Origin of the sequence: Pelatocladus sp. BLCC-F211, from assembly GCF_041928655.1 — a bacterium.
In the GTDB taxonomy this organism is placed as follows: Bacteria; Cyanobacteriota; Cyanobacteriia; order Cyanobacteriales; family Nostocaceae; genus Pelatocladus.
The window spans coordinates 1-16,455 of record NZ_JBHFLM010000154.1 but is presented as its reverse complement, the minus strand read 5'-3'; the positions used below and the strand labels follow the sequence as shown (position 1 = coordinate 16,455).

Annotated in this window: 15 protein-coding genes and 3 pseudogenes; 13 read left to right on the top strand and 5 right to left on the bottom strand. The window is 40.6% G+C overall.

What is annotated here, in order from left to right:
* Positions 1-102 precede the first annotated feature (102 nt).
* The 3 genes and pseudogenes from ACE1AT_RS19225 to ACE1AT_RS19215 all read right to left on the bottom strand — a co-directional run.
* A pseudogene (locus tag ACE1AT_RS19225) lies at positions 103-483 on the bottom strand (aldo/keto reductase); the annotation flags it as partial.
* 20 nt (positions 484-503) lie between these two features.
* Positions 504-2,243 (bottom strand): hypothetical protein, encoded by a 1,740-nt coding sequence (locus ACE1AT_RS19220; RefSeq protein WP_374871173.1) that lies wholly within the window; start codon positions 2,241-2,243, stop codon positions 504-506.
* Positions 2,244-2,328: 85 nt separating this feature from the next.
* Entirely contained in the window at positions 2,329-2,955 is a 627-nt protein-coding gene (locus tag ACE1AT_RS19215; protein WP_374871171.1) for a hypothetical protein, read from the bottom strand.
* Between the two features lie 632 nt (positions 2,956-3,587).
* Here ACE1AT_RS19215 and ACE1AT_RS19210 point away from each other — a divergent pair.
* Complete coding sequence (locus ACE1AT_RS19210; RefSeq protein WP_374871169.1) at positions 3,588-4,925, top strand: NAD(P)/FAD-dependent oxidoreductase; 1,338 nt, start codon at positions 3,588-3,590, stop codon at positions 4,923-4,925.
* Positions 4,926-5,006: 81 nt separating this feature from the next.
* On the opposite strand, the gene ACE1AT_RS19205 is transcribed toward ACE1AT_RS19210, so the two are convergent.
* A complete protein-coding gene (locus ACE1AT_RS19205; protein ID WP_374871167.1) occupies positions 5,007-5,531 on the bottom strand; it encodes a pentapeptide repeat-containing protein in 525 nt (174 codons plus the stop codon).
* 140 nt (positions 5,532-5,671) lie between these two features.
* On the opposite strand from ACE1AT_RS19205, the gene ACE1AT_RS19200 reads away from it, so the two are divergent.
* The 10 genes and pseudogenes from ACE1AT_RS19200 (at position 5,672) to ACE1AT_RS19155 (ending at position 14,873) form a co-directional block, all read left to right on the top strand.
* Entirely contained in the window at positions 5,672-6,973 is a 1,302-nt protein-coding gene (locus ACE1AT_RS19200; protein ID WP_374871165.1) for an FAD-binding oxidoreductase, read from the top strand.
* 48 nt (positions 6,974-7,021) lie between these two features.
* Positions 7,022-8,377, top strand: a complete 1,356-nt coding sequence (locus ACE1AT_RS19195; RefSeq protein WP_374871163.1) for a (Fe-S)-binding protein — start codon at positions 7,022-7,024, stop codon at positions 8,375-8,377.
* A gap of 154 nt (positions 8,378-8,531) precedes the next feature.
* Positions 8,532-8,661 (top strand): annotated as a pseudogene (locus ACE1AT_RS19190) (ATP-binding protein); the annotation flags it as partial.
* A gap of 49 nt (positions 8,662-8,710) precedes the next feature.
* Positions 8,711-9,217, top strand: coding sequence for a WD40 repeat domain-containing protein (locus tag ACE1AT_RS19185; RefSeq protein ID WP_374871161.1), 507 nt, complete (start codon positions 8,711-8,713; stop codon positions 9,215-9,217).
* A 392-nt stretch (positions 9,218-9,609) separates the two neighbouring features.
* Complete coding sequence (locus ACE1AT_RS19180) at positions 9,610-10,065, top strand: transposase (protein WP_374871159.1); 456 nt, start codon at positions 9,610-9,612, stop codon at positions 10,063-10,065.
* Between the two features lie 271 nt (positions 10,066-10,336).
* Positions 10,337-10,624 (top strand): annotated as a pseudogene (locus tag ACE1AT_RS19175) (transposase); the annotation flags it as partial.
* Positions 10,625-11,297: 673 nt separating this feature from the next.
* Positions 11,298-12,116 carry a bifunctional hydroxymethylpyrimidine kinase/phosphomethylpyrimidine kinase gene (gene thiD / locus ACE1AT_RS19170; protein WP_374871157.1) on the top strand — a complete coding sequence of 273 codons (819 nt, stop codon included), beginning with the start codon at positions 11,298-11,300 and terminating at the stop codon, positions 12,114-12,116.
* 224 nt (positions 12,117-12,340) lie between these two features.
* Entirely contained in the window at positions 12,341-13,057 is a 717-nt protein-coding gene (locus ACE1AT_RS19165) for a hypothetical protein (protein WP_374871155.1), read from the top strand.
* 240 nt (positions 13,058-13,297) lie between these two features.
* Complete coding sequence (gene dapB, locus ACE1AT_RS19160; protein WP_374871153.1) at positions 13,298-14,134, top strand: 4-hydroxy-tetrahydrodipicolinate reductase; 837 nt, start codon at positions 13,298-13,300, stop codon at positions 14,132-14,134.
* A gap of 55 nt (positions 14,135-14,189) precedes the next feature.
* The gene (locus ACE1AT_RS19155; RefSeq protein ID WP_374871151.1) at positions 14,190-14,873 is read left to right on the top strand and encodes a phosphate ABC transporter permease; all 684 of its coding nucleotides are present in this window, start codon (positions 14,190-14,192) and stop codon (positions 14,871-14,873) included.
* Positions 14,874-15,019: 146 nt separating this feature from the next.
* Here ACE1AT_RS19155 and ACE1AT_RS19150 read toward each other — a convergent pair whose 3' ends face one another.
* Positions 15,020-15,637 carry a precorrin-8X methylmutase gene (locus ACE1AT_RS19150; protein ID WP_374871149.1) on the bottom strand — a complete coding sequence of 206 codons (618 nt, stop codon included), beginning with the start codon at positions 15,635-15,637 and terminating at the stop codon, positions 15,020-15,022.
* Positions 15,638-15,817: 180 nt separating this feature from the next.
* On the opposite strand from ACE1AT_RS19150, the gene ACE1AT_RS19145 reads away from it, so the two are divergent.
* On the top strand, positions 15,818-16,108 hold the full coding sequence (locus ACE1AT_RS19145) for a hypothetical protein (RefSeq protein ID WP_374871175.1): 291 nt from the start codon (positions 15,818-15,820) through the stop codon (positions 16,106-16,108).
* Complete coding sequence (locus ACE1AT_RS19140; RefSeq protein ID WP_374871147.1) at positions 16,108-16,335, top strand: type II toxin-antitoxin system VapC family toxin; 228 nt, start codon at positions 16,108-16,110, stop codon at positions 16,333-16,335. Before ACE1AT_RS19145 ends, ACE1AT_RS19140 begins: the two co-directional genes overlap by 1 nt.
* The last annotated feature ends 120 nt before the right edge of the window (positions 16,336-16,455 follow it).

Here is a 16,455-nt window from a genome sequence, read left to right as displayed (position 1 = left end):
TGGATTGTTACTTTCTGATAGAGCTTTCTGTAAACTTTCTTTCTGTGATTGATTCAAGTATCCTTGAGCAGGCATAGTAGTAGCTTCACGAGTTTATCCAGTTTACATTTTATGCAAATTAGGTGTGGAACAGCTTAACACCCAAGCGATCGCCACTTGTGCAACAGTCGCATTCTGTTCTTCTGCAATACTGCGGAGTGCTTCGACTAGCGACAAATTCCGCTCCAGATTTTCTCCAGAAAAGCGCGGTAAATGACTGCGGAAATCCTGCGCTGTTTGGGAACGGTCTTTTGACCAATGACCACTCAACAAACCCCGCGAGAGTACACCGTAAGCTGTGACGCCAATACCCAATTCCCGCACAGTCGGGAGAATTTCATTTTCAATTCCACGACTGAGGAGTGAGTATTCGATTTGCAACCAGGTAAGCGGATGAGTCGCATGTGCGCGTCGTAGTGTGTCTGCACTTGCTTCGGACAATCCGACATATTTACTTTTAACTTTTAACTTGGATTAATCATTTCTACGCTCAAACGAATCCTTTGAACTGTTGGTTGTTCTCCAGTAGAACAGAAATTAATTTCGGCATTTTTGTCTACGGGGACACCATCATCATGTAATGCATATATAAGTGGTAATTTATCTAATCCTTGATATTTGTATATACCTTGAGGTATGAACTTCAAGCTTGGTTTTTCTCCTGCCGTAATCTTAATTGGAAGTTCAGCATATTCATTGGGTTGAATTTTATTACCTGTACAATCTTTTTCTCTAACCAGCGCCAAAGATTGCTGAATGTTCGGATTTTGGGTGACTCCCCAATCAACAAGTGCTAAATCCTTGACAATTTCTTCACTGGCTTTTCCCCAGTCTCCACCAGTTTTACTCTTATCAAGATCAATCTTTTCATTTTGTTGTTTACCACCAATTACTTGAGATAAATCAAAAGATATAACACCTGCTGGCTCTACTCTCGTAGAGTCTTTTTTGTCAAAAATTCTCGCACCAGCCGACAAGGTAAGAATAGAATACTGAAAACTAGGCCCAATATAAAGAGAATTACTATCAGTTATTCCTATTCCGAGTAAACCACCTGCTTTAGAACTACCTAAATCTAGTAGATCCAGATTAACTCCAACTATTGGTTGTGCTACTTTATCGTTAATCAAGCCACCTGTAATAATGCTAGTATTACTAGTCCCTCCCAAAAAATTATTACTCACTATTTGACTTAAATCAGGACTACCGAAAAAACTCAAAGCCGTATTTAATTGTGTAAAAGCTTTAGCGTCTTCTAATTTTTTTAAATTTGTTTGTTGACCTTTTTCCATTTGGATTTCTATTGGAATGGGTGAAGCAATTAGCTTAAGATTACTTAATCCTACTGTTTCTTCCCCTTTCTTAAAACTGATAGCAATATTCAAATCAGCTTTTGTATTTTCCGCTTTCACAAAAGTGAGATTAAATGGTTCTATAATAGCTTTGACAACAAAGCGATAAATATATATAGGTTGATTCTGTGGACGTGCAACAGCAAACCTATAAATTTTCATATCCCAAGTAATATCTTGATCACTAATGCGAGGAAATTGTCCTTGGGGTGTTGCTCCACTAACATCAAAAGAATAGGAAATACCGTTACTCTTCAATAAATTTGTAATTTGGATATTATCTCGCAGCAGACCAAAATACTCCGATGCTGTGACTGCTCCTTGTCTAACTAGCTGGACACCATCTCCATTTTCTTCCGGATTCCAATATTTTTGAAATTTTGTCTGAGAATTTGGATCAGAATTTAAAGTTTTGAGATCCGATACCATTAATGCTTCACGCAAACGTTGTTGACATTTTTCAGACAGATTCTCAATCCACTTATTTGACTTACCAAGGTGATCATTACGAATTGAACAGGTCACTGGTTCATATTTTTCATAGTATTCTCTTGCTGATTCTAATAAAATTTCATCAGCAGGTAATAAAGACCATTCCAATCCGATAGTAACTCGTTTAGTATTTTGCAAATACTCAATTACGCCATTCACGATTGATAATCTGATAGCTCTTGGAAGTAAGTCTGGTTCAGGCTCTAGTCCAGGCTTTGTGTTATTGTTTGGGTTATTATTAGGAGTTTGTGAATTTTGTGTTTGAGTTTGTTGATTAGTTTGAGTTTGTGCTTGTACAAATTGAATTTCTACAATATTTAGGAACAATGAGATAAATACAAAAACAATACGACGTAACATAAAATGTCAACTCACACCTTACTTTTTATTCAATTAATGTTCATGGAATTTGAGTATTTTCAATTTTTACCATGGTTTGAAATTTTTAAATAAGATGAGCAGGTAACACATTTGCAAGGGATGTTCCATCACTTTGATTTTGAGTAGCAATCAGCATTCCTAGTGATTTTTTACTACTGCTAATAATTACTCGTGAACCATGATGTGAAGTATATAAATGTTGCTCAAATTTTACTTGAAAAACTTCAACTATAGAAGAAAAATCACCAAAAGCTTGTTTCTCTGGCTGTGCTGTTTTAACAGTTCCTTTAATCTGTGAACCATCAAATTCTAATATAATAGACTCGCCCACACTAACATTTGGCTGAGAATCTTTATCTTGGGTAACATCAGATATTTTATGAAGAGGAAAATTCTTATGGGGTTGAATATATACAACTGGTTTGCCATTAGGATTGATCAATGACCAGTCAAATTCACGAATAACACCGACATTACCACCACCAGTAGTTAAAACGGAGACTTGGTTCTGAGGAATTTTGAAATTTGGAAGAAATATAGCACTGTTATCAGACTGTTTTATCTTCACAAGATCAAGAGGAGCAATCAACAAATATTCTTCTATTCCATTGCTTGGATCAACTTTTCTTCCATAAAGTTGACAATCTGGACTGTGATCAAAGTCTTGAAATTTATCACGATGAATCTGCATAAAAAAACTCATGGTAAATGATATATCTCTATGATTAGGAATTACGCATTGACTCAAGTGCGTGAAATCCGATCTCAGAAACTAAATAAAAGCTAAGTTTTAATAACTTAAACCTCGTCCATCTTGAAAAGAGGAGTTTTTCAAAAAGGACATTATGTAGGTTGGGTGGAACGGAGTGTAACCCAACATTAATCAGACTATAATGTTGGGTTTCGCTGTTGCTACACCCAACCTACAAAACTACAGTTCTCAAAGTAGACGTGGTTTAGCTTCTCTTCCATTTGTTTATTTGGGTTGCATAAAACTAAGTTATGCACTTTTGACGAAAATGTAAATTAGAAAAATTTTGCAGATCATCACTCAAAGACTGAGTTTTTACGTAGGTTCCATAACTTTATGAAACAACACAACAAATAAAGTTTAGTAATTATTAAAGCCTTTTTTGATAATTAATTTCACTCTGATCACAGCCTCAAGACAAAGTTAAAATGTATTTTACATTACCTTTTATTTGTATAATTGACTACATTTACAAAACTTAAAATGTAAAAAATAAACAGAATCAGGTGAACAAATTTGTAAAAATTTGTTAAGAATAGTGGCATGATTATCAACAAAAGGAAGCAAAACTTATGACGAACACGACAGAGACTCAACCACCCCATCAGGTAGTGATTATTGGTGGCGGTTTTGGCGGACTTTATGCCGCAAAATCACTTAATCATGGGAATGTAGATGTTACCCTTATAGACAGACGCAATTTTCACCTTTTTCAACCGCTTTTGTATCAAGTTGCGACAGGTGCAATATCGCCTGCTGATATTTCTTCCCCACTGCGTTCAGTTCTCAGCAAGAGTAAGAATACAAAAGTGCTATTAGGGGAAGTGAATGATATTGATCCCCAAGCGCAAAAAGTTGTCATGGGTGATGAAGTCATACCCTACGATACGTTAATTGTGGCTACAGGTGCTAAACATTCCTATTTTGGCAAAGATGAATGGGAATCATTTGCTCCTGGTTTAAAAACAGTGGAAGATGCAATAGAAATGCGTCATCGGATTTTTATGGCGTTTGAAGCTGCGGAAAAAGAAACCGATCCACAACTGCGCCGTGCTTGGTTAACATTTGTAATTGTTGGTGGTGGCCCTACAGGTGTGGAATTAGCTGGTGCGATCGCAGAATTAGCGTACCACACAATGAAAGAAGACTTCCGCAATATCGACACCACCGAAGCCCAAGTTATTTTACTTGAAGGTTTAGATCGGATTTTGCCACCATTCGCCCCAGAATTATCAGCACAAGCACAAACATCTCTTCAGCGCTTGGGTGTGACGGTACAGACAAAAACCTTAGTGACAAATATCGACAATGATCTCGTCACCATCAAACAAGGTGAAGAAATATCACAGATTCATGCCAAAACAGTATTATGGGCAGCAGGTGTGAAAGCTTCACCACTAGGGAAAGTGTTGGCGCAAAAAACAGGTGTAGAATGCGATCGCGCCGGACGAGTTATCGTTGAACCAGATTTGAGTCTTAACAACTATCCGAATATTTTTGTCATTGGTGACTTAGCTCATTTTGCTCATCAAAACGGTAAACCCTTACCTGGTGTCGCACCCGTAGCGATGCAACAAGGAGAGTACGTTGCTTCACTAATTAAACAAAAACTTCAGGGTCAAACATCATTGCCAAGATTTTATTATATTGACAAAGGTAGTTTAGCAGTCATTGGGCAAAACTCAGCCGTTGTAGATTTAGGTTTTATCAAATTTACAGGTTTTGTAGCTTGGCTATTTTGGTTATTAGTTCATATTTACTTCTTAATTGAATTTGACAACAAACTAATGGTGATGATTCAGTGGGGTTGGAATTACTTCACTCGTAATCGTGGCGCCAGATTAATTACAGGAAAAGAACAAATAAGCAATTACACAACTGAAAAAACAAGAGAGATAGTAAACGTGTAATTGTAGGGACAATACGGTTTGTGTAGAGACGCAAAATTTTGCGTCTCTACATATTATAAACGCACAAATCATCCAATTTACTCAAATTTGCCTAGAAACATTGCCAAGACTGCCATCAGGCATAATTGTATCCTGTAAATAAGCATTGCCAAAATTAACTTTGCGGGCATAACTAAAATTAGCTTCAGTCAAATCAGCATAATCAAAATGAGTATCAAGCAAATGAGCGCCGCTAAAATTTGCTCGACTCAAATTCACCTTATAAAAAATAGCTTCATGTAATTTTGCGCCACTCAAATCAGCATCACTTAAATCAGCAGCATGAAGCGCCGCACACCACATATCCGTGTAACTTAAATCAGCTTTTTGGAAATTAGCATGTTCAAAATGAGCATATTCTAAATTTAATCCGCGTAAATTTGCACCACTAAAATCCAATTTGATACCTTCGGTATAGCGAACTAATTTTTGCAAATTGGCATATCTAAAATCCGCTCCACTCAAGTTGATTTCAGTCAAATGTCTGAGTCTGAATTCAACAATTTCAACTCCAGTAAAATCTCTCTCCCCGTCAGCATATCTTCTCAGCAACTGTTCAACATTCATTCTTCTCATAACCTTGACCCTGCATCCATTAGCACCACAAATATAATTAGTACAAGAAGACAGAATGTGCAAATGCCAAGTAGCGGTGCATAAGAGTCTGAGGTACAGTATTTCATGGAGACAAACATTGATTAAAGCTAATGCCTAGCGAACAAGTCCCCTTGCGTATCCGTACTTCTAGTCTTGCTTCTATCGTTGGTGAAAATGGTTTCTATCCTTGGGAAAATTTAGCACCATCTCAGCAGCAATTTATCTTACAGGCGATCGCTTCTCCAACTCCTCCTAATTGTATCGTCTATCCTGAGACTACCGAACAGCTAGCACAGGTGATCAGGGAGGCTAACCGCAATCAATGGCGTGTTCTTCCTTGTGGTAGCGGTAGTAAACTCAGTTGGGGTGGTTTAGTTAAGGGGATTGATGTTGTAGTTAGCACAGAACGCCTGAATAAACTGATTGATCATGCTGTTGGTGATTTAACGGTGACAGCAGAAGCGGGAATGAAGTTCTCTGAACTCCAAGCAATTTTAGCCAAAGCTAACCAATTTCTCGCCCTTGATCCAGTCACACCATCAGCGACTTTGGGTGGAATTGTTGCAACTGCTGATACAGGTTCCTTGAAACAGCGTTACGGGAGTGTGCGTGATCAATTACTAGGAATTACTTTTGTCCGTGCTGATGGACAAGTCGCCAAAGCTGGGGGACGAGTGGTGAAAAATGTCGCTGGATACGACTTGATGAAATTGTTTACAGGTTCCTACGGCACATTGGGCGTGATAAGTCAAGTTACGTTTCGTGTGTATCCAATCCCGGAAATCTCTGCAACGGTTGTACTGACGGGTAGGGCGGAGGATGTATCACAAGCTGCGGCGATTCTGCGTGGTTCGGCGTTAACACCTACTCAGGCTGATTTAGTTTCAATCCAATTGGTATCTGAGTTGGGTTTGGGTACAGGGATGGGGTTGATTGCAAGGTTCCAAAGTATTGCTGAAAGTGTGAAGGAACAGTCCAATCGGTTGGTGGAAGTTGGGCAAAATTTGGGTTTGCAAGGGGCGATGTATGGGGGGGTTGATGAAGCTGATTTATGGCAAAGATTGCGAGAATCTATGTATTTTGGTAGCGCTGAGTCGGCAATTACTTGCAAAATAGGAGTGTCACCAACTGCGGGGGTTGAGGTTTTAAAGCAGGCGCAAAAGGGTTTGATTCACATTGCTAGTGGTTTGGGGGTGTTGCGGTTTGAGGATGAGCAGGGATTGATGGAGGTGCGATCGCTCTGTGAAAATCATAGAGGGTTTCTGACGATTTTGACTGCGCCTGTGGGGGTGAAGCAAAGGTTTGATGTCTGGGGTTACACTGGCAATGCTGGGGAGATGATGCGACGGATAAAGTTGCAGTTTGATCAGAAGAATATTTTAAGTCCTGGTCGGTTTGTGGGTGGGATTTAGGAAGTAGAACCACCAAGACGCCAAGACACCAAGTCAGAGGGGAGAATTATGCAGGTTTCGGAAGATTCTGTTGAGAAGACGGCGAGTGTGAAGAATTTAAAGGGGTTTGATCCAAGTCATCCACCTGATCCGAAGTTGATTGATAGCTGTGTGCATTGTGGGTTTTGTCTTGCGACTTGTCCGAGTTATCGGGTGATTGGTAAGGAGATGGATTCTCCGAGGGGACGTATCTATTTAATGGATGCGATTAATGAGGGTGAGATTGCTTTGAATACGGCGAGTGTTGAGCATTTTGATTCTTGTTTGGGTTGTTTGGCTTGCGTGACGACTTGTCCTTCAGGAGTGCAGTATGACAAGTTGATTTCGGCGACTCGTCATCAGGTTGAGAGAAATTATTCCCGTGGTTTGGCGGATCGGTTGGTTAGGCAGTTAATATTTTCTTTGTTTCCTAATCCTGATGCTTTACGGATTTTATTAGTACCTTTGTTGGTGTATCAGAGGTTGGGTTTTGCTAAGTTTGTGCGAGCGACTGGGTTATTGAAGAATATCTCGCCTCGGTTGGCGGCGATGGAGTCGATTTTACCGAAGATTACGCTAGAGTCTTTTCAGGATAATTTACCCGATGTGATTCCAGCGCGGAGTGAGAAGCGCTATCGAGTTGGGATGATTTTGGGTTGTGTACAACGCTTGTTTTTCTCGTCTGTGAATGAAGCAACAGTACGGGTGTTGACGGCGAATGGTTGTGAGGTGGTAATTCCCAAGTCTCAAGGTTGTTGTGCGGCGCTTCCAGAACACCAAGGACAAACTGAACAAGCTAAGGCTTTGGCTAGGCAAATGATTGATAGTTTTGCCAATACTGGTGTAGATTATGTGATTATCAATGCTGCCGGTTGTGGTCATACTTTGAAAGAATACGGGCATATTTTGCAGGATGATCCAGAGTATCGGGAGAAAGCACAAGAGTTTGCAGCGAAGGTAAGGGATGCACAAGAGTTTTTAGCAACGATTGGGTTAACAACAAAGTTGTCACCGTTGGCTAGTAAACCTCTGAATTTGGTTTATCAAGATGCTTGTCATTTGTTACACGGACAAAAGATTAGTGTGCAACCACGTCAGTTATTACAGCAAATTCCAGGGGTGAAGTTGAAGGAACCTTTAGATGCAGCGATCTGTTGCGGTAGTGCGGGGGTTTACAATATGTTGCAACCGGATGTTGCTGAGGAGTTGGGTAGACAAAAGGTACGGAATTTGTTAGATACTGGTGCTGATTTGATTGCTTCACCAAATCCGGGTTGTAGTTTGCAGATTCAAAAGCATCTGGAGTTGCAAGGAAAGGATGTTGCAATTATGCATCCGATGGAGTTGTTAGATTATTCGATTCGGGGTGAGAAGGTGAGAGCCTAGATACCCGACTTCTCTAAAAAGTCGGGTATCTAAGCTTTGTGATTCTCATAAATCATATAGGATTGCGATAGTGCGATCGCCTTCCCCATTCCTCTACCCTCAATTCCAAAATCACAGCTTTGCCATTTGTATAATTACTGATAACTGGTAACTGATGAAACTCGATTTACCAAGGTTTTTTCAAGCTTGCAACCCTAGTAAAACTTTGGTTGTTAGCAAAGCTGAAGATAGGCAATATTATATTGACTTTGCTAAAGTGCGGGGTGGCAAGATTATTCAGGAATTTTTGGAATCAATTAATCAAGAGTTACTCAAACCAGCCAGAGAGCGCGGTTGTGGAACCTCAACGGTGGGCTAATTAAGGAATTCAAAGGGCATCACTACAGTGTCACAAGTGTGAGTTTCAGCCCCGACGGTAAATATCTGGCTACCGGATCATTTGACGAAACAGCGAGGTTGTGGAACCTTAATGGTCAATTAATCCAGCAATTCAAAGGGCATCAGAGCATAGTCAATAGCGTAAATTTTAGTCCTGATGGCAAATATCTCGCCACTGCATCATATGACGGTACAGCACGGTTGTGGAACCTCAACGGTGAGCTAATTAAGGAATTCAAAGGTCATCAAAGCAGTATTGCAAGTGTGAGTTTCAGCCCTGATGGCAAATATCTCGCCACTGCATCATATGACGGTACAGCACGGTTGTGGAATGTGGAGAGCTTAGATGAGTTGTTGGTGCGGGGTTGTAATTGGTTGCAATTTTATTTGAAGAATCCCAATGTTAATTTGAGTGATGAGGATAAGCATCTCTGTGATGATATTAATCGAGGTCAAAGGTAGAAGGAATATATCGCGAGCAAGCCAGCTCCCCGACTTCTCAAAAGTCGGGGAGCTTGTAATGCTATGGCGATTGGAAGTTTGAGCTTTGAAACGAGAAAATTGGGGTTTGAAATAAGAACGTTGAGGGTTGAAGTGAGAATGTTTTAGTTTGAAACGAGAACGTTGGGGTTTTGAACGAGAATGTTTTAGTTTGAAACAAGAACGTTGGGGGTTGAAGTGAGAATGTTTTAGTTTGAAACAAGAATGTTGAGGTTTGAAGTGAGAATTTTTATATTCCCAGTGCTTCTCAGTGCTTCTCAGTGCGATCGCAACTAAGTAGGTAGGCAAAAAAAAACCAAACTATGTAAAGATAAATAAACACGGAGAATGCATCTACCGAGGTAACTTAAAGTATGGGCGCTCGTCTAAGAGTATTTTTAACTCCTGAGCAAAACAAAACCTTATTAAATCTGAGAACAGCAGAAGTGTCACAGAAGGTCAAAGACCGAGCAGAAATAATTAGGCTGAACGCACATGGCTGGTACGTGGAGAAAATAGCTGCTCACTTTAAGTTGACTATTCAAACGGTAAGAGAGGTTTTGCACAAATGGGATAAACTGGGGCTGGAAGGGCTTTGGGAGCTACCAGGACGAGGCAGAAAGCCAAAATGGACTGAAGTTGACATAGTGTTTTTGGAAAAATGCCTCAAAGAAGAACCACGTACATACAATAGTCTTCAACTGACGCAAAAATTAGAACGCGATCGCAATGTGAAACTGAGTCCCGACAGATTAAGACGGGTACTCAAAAAAAGGGGGTCAATTGGAAGCGAGCAAGGAAAAGTCACAAAGGGAAGCAAGACCCGATAGCACGAGCTTGCAAGCAAGCAGACCTAGATATATTGGAATTATCTGCTGCTGCGGGAGACATAGACCTAAAATATTTGGATGAATCAGGGTTTTGTGTATGGAGCGAACCGGGTTATACCTATTACTTTAAAGGTGAGCAGAAACGCTTAGGGATCTCCAAGTAATAAAATGCCCAGCCGTATTAAATATATTTTGGCCAAACCCAAGTATTTAGGCGCTTTCGCCCTTCAGGCGAAAGCGACGGCTGGGCATTTTATTATTTGGAAAGGCCTTAGAGCAAACAAAACGTCGTGGTCGCAGATTAAGTATTATTGGGTTTCTTCAACCTTTGATTAGTTTTGTTTACGGTCTGGTAATTGGAGGTGTCAATCGCAAATCTTACATCCAGATGATGGAGCAAGAAGCGCTTGAAGCCCAAAAGGCTGGACGTATGAGAGTAATAGTACAAGACAACAGTCCCATACATAGATGCAAGGAAGTTCAGCAGTTATGGAAAAAGTGGGAGTACATGGGTTTGTACATTTTCTTTTTACCAAAATACTGCTCCGAAATGAATCCGGCACTTCCAAGTAATAAAATGCCCAGCCGTATTAAATATATTTTGGCCAAGCCCAAGGATTTAGGCGCTTTCGCCCTTAAGGCGAAAGCGACGGCTGGGCATTTTATTATTTGGAGATCCCTCCAATTGAATTGGAGTGGCAACACCTAAAAAAAGATGAACTATCTGGGCAAATATTTGATGATGAGTTAGACCTTGCTTATGCGGTCATTGATGGTGTGAAAGCTAGGGGAGAAAAAGGAAACTATAGTACCCAACGTGTAAAATTTAACTCTAATGCCTATGGTTAAGTTTTCGTTACATAGTTATAAATTTTTTCGCCTACCTACTTATTTAGTAAATCCGCCAATTACCTATCACCGACACATGATATAACCAGGACTAGCCCTTTCAAGGTGTGTAAAAATCTTCACAAAAATACCGATTTTTGGTCTTTTCACCTTCGTGTCTTGGTGTCTTGGTGTTTTAAAAGTCGATTTTTTAACCACCAAGACACATAGACGCGCTAGCGGCTTCCCGTAAGGGTAGACACAAACAAAAGTATGTCACACCTTGAAAGGGCTAGTCCTGATAACATCCAATCGATTTGTCTTATCCGAACCGTATTGATATAACATGGTGCGTGATAGCGAAGCCGTAACGCACCCTACCGAAAGAAACACTGCGAGGTTTTATGAACGCCAAAACAATATCTCGTATACCTGTGGCTTTAACTATTGCTGGTTCAGATAGTGGTGGTGGTGCAGGAATTCAAGCGGATCTGCGGACTTTTGCTTTTCATTGTGTCCACGGTACTAGTGCGATTACTTGTGTGACAGCCCAAAATACTTTGGGTGTGATGCGGGTTGATGCGATGTCACCAGAGGCGGTTGTTGCCCAAATCCAAGCTGTATGTGATGATATCGGCGTGCAAGCAGCAAAAACAGGAATGTTGCTAAACAAAGAAATTATTGCAGCTGTTGCCCAGCAGATAGAAGCTTTAGATATTCCAAATTTAGTGGTTGATCCGGTGATGGTATCACGGGCGGGAGCGCAATTAATAGACGATGAGGCTGTGAATATACTTTGCCATAGACTTATACCTCTCGCTGCGATCGCCACACCAAATCGCTACGAAGCCCAAATAATGAGCGGTTTAGAAATTAATACCCTGGATGATATGCGCGACTCTGCCCAAATTATTCATGATAAATTCCAAGCCCAGGTGGTGTTAGTCAAAGGTGGGGGAATGTCAGGAAGTGGACGCGGTGTGGATATTTGGTTTGATGGGCAAAAATTGGAGACTTTGAGTGGGAAACAGGTAGACACAAAAAACACTCACGGAACTGGTTGTACTTTATCAGCTGCGATCGCTGCTAATTTGGCGCGTGGTAATGATTTATTTACAGCCGTGCAGCAGGCAAAAGCATATGTTACAAATGCTCTATCCTACGCCTTAGATATTGGTAAAGGGCAAGGCCCGGTTGGACATTTTTATAAATTAAAAAGTTAAAAGTTAAAAGTAAAAAGAAATGTAGGTTGGGTTGAGGCTTTGGGAAACCCAACAAAGTCTTGGAAATGTTGGGTTTCGCTTGCGCTTAACCCAACCTACACAAACTTGATTTACTGATTTAATCAGCCATCGAACAAAAATTAAATTATCAAATCTTTGATCTCAGAGAATTTTTCTATTATTCTTGGGCTTAGTTTGTATCATTATTTGCTTTTAAACTAAAAATGCGAACAGCTAACGGCTCTTTTTATAGTCATACCCCTAGTACGACTACTCAGCATTATTCACCCTCTGTACCCTTATCTGTATATCGAGATTTGGCAGCAGAATTACAAGCCGCACAGGCAAAAATCAACGCCCTGACTGCTCAACAAGCACAAGTCACTCAAGAAAATCAACTTCTACGGGAAGAAATTGCCAAAGCAATCCAGTCTGTTTTACAGTTACAAAAATTACTTGATGCTTCTAGTCAGTCTAAATCTCACCAGGTTCCCCAAACTCAAGTGACAACAAACGTAGAGGCGGTATCTCCATCAACATCAATAGGCAATAATCAAAAACCACCAGAGGAACCCCAAAAATTTCCCCAAACCAAAGAATTTCCAGGGAATCCGACAAAAAGCAATCAACAGGTAACGACTCCTGGTGCTAGTAAACAGCAGGGAAATAAGACTAGTAAACCTCAAGCAAAAAAAGGACAACCGCGCCAGCAGCCTCATCCACGTCCACCCGTTGTCTATACAGAAATGGAAATTCCTCTATCCATGTCAGAACAAGTGCTGATAGAACAGCAGGAAGTCGTCGCCTACTCCAGCAGCGAACCAGAATCAGAAAAAGTAAATGGTTGGTGGTTCTTTTTCATGATGGTATTGATCATATTTTTGGGTTTTGGTGCTGGCTATTTGGTTGTGCGTCCGTTCATTGAACATCAAAATCGATAACTCATACTAATTCAATTAATGATTGCAACATATCCTTGGTAAAGACGCGATAAATCGCGTCTCTACAGAAATTGGTATCAAATTTTGGTGTTGCTCAATCAAAACTTGTTATAGCCACTAACTACATGTACGGGCGTAGACTGATTTTGTGCGGCTTTAAGGTAGAGTTCGCTCCTATCTGCTAACCACCCCAAATTCTCCTACAATTCCCTTGTTGGGTATAAAAGCATAATTCAAGCTATGACGAGTCAAAATCTGATCCCTGTAATTGTGAATGGTGCTGCTGGTAAAATGGGGCGCGAGGTGGTCAAAGCAGTAGCACAAGCATCTGATATGAGTCTTATGGGTGCTATTGATACAAGTCCAGAACAGCAAGGTCAAGATGCAGGTGAACTGGCTGGTTTAAGTGAACCTTTGGAAGTACCAATTACCAATCAATTGGAACCGATGCTGGGTTATGTAGCTGGTGAAAGACACATGCAACCAGGGGTGATTGTAGATTTTACTCATCCTGATTGTGTGTATGACAATATTCGGAGTGCGATCGCCTACGGTATTCGTCCAGTTGTTGGTACTACAGGCTTAAGTTCCGAACAAATTCAAGATTTGACAGCTTTTGCTGATAAAGCTAGTACAGGATGTCTGCTGATTCCTAATTTTTCCATTGGTATGGTACTGTTACAACAAGCCGCAGTCACAGCATCTCAGTATTTTGACCACGTAGAAATCATTGAACTGCATCATAACCAAAAAGCTGATGCTCCTAGTGGTACTGCGATTCAAACTGCCCAAATGTTAGCAGAAATGGGTAAAACATTTAACCCGGCAGTAGTTAAAGAAACAGAGAAATTACCAGGGGCAAGGGGGAGTGTTGCAGACGAAGGCGTTAGAATTCATAGTATACGTTTGCCAGGGTTAATTGCTCATCAAGAAGTCATTTTTGGCGCACCTGGTCAAATTTATACCTTGCGACATGACACAAGCGATCGCGCTGCTTATATGCCAGGAGTACTACTAGCAATTCGCAAAGTCTTGCAGTTAAAGTCGTTAGTATATGGATTAGAGAAAATACTCTAAGTTTTTCATCTAAAATCCAAAATCTCAAATCCAAAATCCAAAATCCAAAACCCGAATGCTTGTCCCACTGACTCGCCAAAAATTTAATCAGATCGTCCCCTTAATTGCCACTAGTCAGCAGTACAAATATTATTGGGGAAAATTTCCAGATTTTTTACAGAGGCTGTTAATTTCTGTGGTCATTGCAGGTGTTTATGTCCTAGCAAGACTTTTTACCATACCTGGTTTTGGCCCAATTATATTTTTGCTAGGAGTAATTGGTGCTTTTTACTGGCTATGGGGGCCTATATTCTGGGCTAGTATGCGGAATGCCAAATGTCGCCGTTACAAATACAGTGGGTTTTTCCGTGGTCGGATTTTGGATTGGTGGATTACAGACGAATTGATTGGTAAACAAGAAACCGTTGACAACAAAGGTGATTTAGTAATAGTAGAAAACCGAGAAAAGCGCATCAATCTAGAAGTGGGTGACGAAACCGGATTTACAGCTCAACTTGTAGCACCATTACGGGTTGAATATAAAGTGATTGCACGTGGTCAGAAAGTAGAAATGGTGGTAATGTCAAATCGCCCAGATTTGAGCAGAATTGAAGAAATCACCGATCTTTATATTCCCAGTCGCGATTTATGGGTAAATGATTATCCTTATTTGCGGCGAGATTATTTTCCTGAAATGAGTCGCCGTTTACGCGATCGCCCCTCAGAAAGACCCCGTAGACGTCGTCCCTTGGAGGAATAGAGATCGGGGATCGGGGATTGGGGATCAGGGACAAGGCAGACTTATCAGTTATCAGTTATCAGTTATCAGTTATCAAATTAAACTGCTCACTATTAACAGTTAACAGTTAACTGTTAACTGATTCATGCCCAATCCCCGATCCCCAATCACCTCGCTTTCCCGTAAGCTTGCCAAGCTAAATCTACTAGACCTTCAACAATCGCAGCTGCGACTAATGCACCACCTTTGCGACTGTCAATTGTAATGCTTGGTATTAGAGAATCTCGCAAGCGTTCTTTATCAGTATCTGTGTTGATAAAACCTGCTGGTGTTGCAATTACCAACGCTGGTCTGATTTCTTCTGCTTCGATTAAATCAACTAGTGTAGATAAAGCTGTTTGGGCTTGACCGATGACAAATAAGCCTTCAGGATAACGTTTAGCTAAGGTTTCAATTCCCCAAGCTGCACGAGTTTTTTCTTTTTGAGGACGAGTAAGTGTATCGATGCTGCAATACACTGGGTTAGCAAAAGTACTTTGAATCTCGTAGTTAATACTTGCTTGCACCATCGGCACATCTACGATCATAGTTGTACGTGCAGCCAATGCTGCTGCCCCAGCTTGCAAAGCACGCTCAGAAAAACGAATCAAAGATTTATATTCAAAATCAGCAGTAGCATAAATCACCCGCCGAACAATTTCATACTCGGCAGGTGAAAAGACATGATCGCCAATTTCGCTATCAATTATTGCTAAACTCTCAGCATCAGTTATGTGCCATTCCATCGCGTTTCAGCATTCAGCTAACAGCTTTCAGCTTAAATGAGTCATTAGTCATTAGTCCTTTGTCCTTTGTCATTTGTAACAATTAATAACGAATAGACCTCTTGCAAAAATAATAAAGAATCCCTCCCCAACCCATTTGTAGGAGGTTAAGATAAAGAGCATTTTGTTATGGAGAAAGACATGGAAACGATGAAGTTACGAGCGCATATAGGAGCAGATGGTATATTGCAAATTGAAACGCCCACTGATTTTAAAGATACTTCTGTTGAGGTGGTGGTGGTTGTGCAGCCATTACCCAATGCAGAAGTTCCGCAATCAGAAGAAACTCAGCCGCGCTATAACGCTTGGGGAAAATCCGCGACGAAAAAATCAATAAGTAATGCAATTACCAGAATGCGACAATTGCAGCAAGAAGTTGCGTTGGATAAAACCTCAATCCGCTCCATGATTGAAGAGGGGCGAAGATTTTAATGCAGTTTGTTTTGGATTGTTCTGTAGCAATTAGCTGGTGTTTAGTGGATGAAAATAACGATTACGCTAATGCGTTATTGGCAATGATGCCGGATTGTGAGGCATTTGTACCAGGTATTTGGTCGTTGGAGATTGCGAATGTGCTACTGGTGGCTGAACGGCGTAACAGGATGACGACTGAACAATCATCAGAAGCTATTACTTTGTTACCAAAAACCTGGGTCTAAAGCCTCGTCCTAGAAGGACGACTTTGATGATATTATGTTTTTAGCGGTAAAGCGCACAGATAAAAAACGAAGTAGGTCAAGTGGACAACTCCTGATCCAGAACCCTGGTAGTATAAATCC